The organism is Ruminiclostridium hungatei (genome assembly GCF_002051585.1).
In the GTDB taxonomy this organism is placed as follows: Bacteria; Bacillota; Clostridia; order Acetivibrionales; family DSM-1351; genus Ruminiclostridium; species Ruminiclostridium hungatei.
In genome coordinates this window covers 1-534 of the sequence record NZ_MZGX01000096.1, presented here as the reverse complement: position 1 = coordinate 534, position 534 = coordinate 1, and the positions used below count along the sequence as shown (strand labels likewise).

1 tRNA gene is annotated in these 534 nt (G+C 39.9%); it reads left to right on the top strand.

Annotated features, from left to right (window positions below):
• Nucleotides 1–286 precede the first annotated feature (286 nt).
• A tRNA-Ile gene (locus tag CLHUN_RS21720) sits at nt 287–363 on the top strand.
• Nucleotides 364–534: the final 171 nt, after the last annotated feature.

The window sequence follows — 534 nt, the reverse complement described above, 5'->3', positions numbered from 1 at the left end:
GGTGCGGCTGGATCACCTCCTTTCTAAGGAGACAGGATTCAAGCAGACGAAGGTTTGAGATGAATCGTATCTTTAGGTCGAAGATAATGAAGGAAGCAGCTTGAGCGAAGCTCGCAGCGACCGGAAAGCATTGTCTTACAAGTTCTTTACAATTGTCACTGTTTAGTTTTCAGAGTCTATAATATACTGGATTACCAATAATAGAGTAGTATACATATGATGTGTCTGCCGATTAAATGATTTTCAGTGTAGCGGAAGAATAGTTCCTATAGCTTTGTTTTAGGATGGGCTCATAGCTCAGATGGTTAGAGCGCACGCCTGATAAGCGTGAGGTCGATGGTTCGATTCCATTTGAGCCCACCATACTTTACGATATGTAAAGTAAAAAAAGTAGGTGGAAACACCGACGAACCTGTGGTTCGTTTGAACCTTGAGAACTGAATAATGTATCGAAGAATGCGTTTCAGATGGATGTAAAGAATTCAATAGGATTTTTGAAATTCAAATGAAATACGTTTTAAGAAGATGAGAACC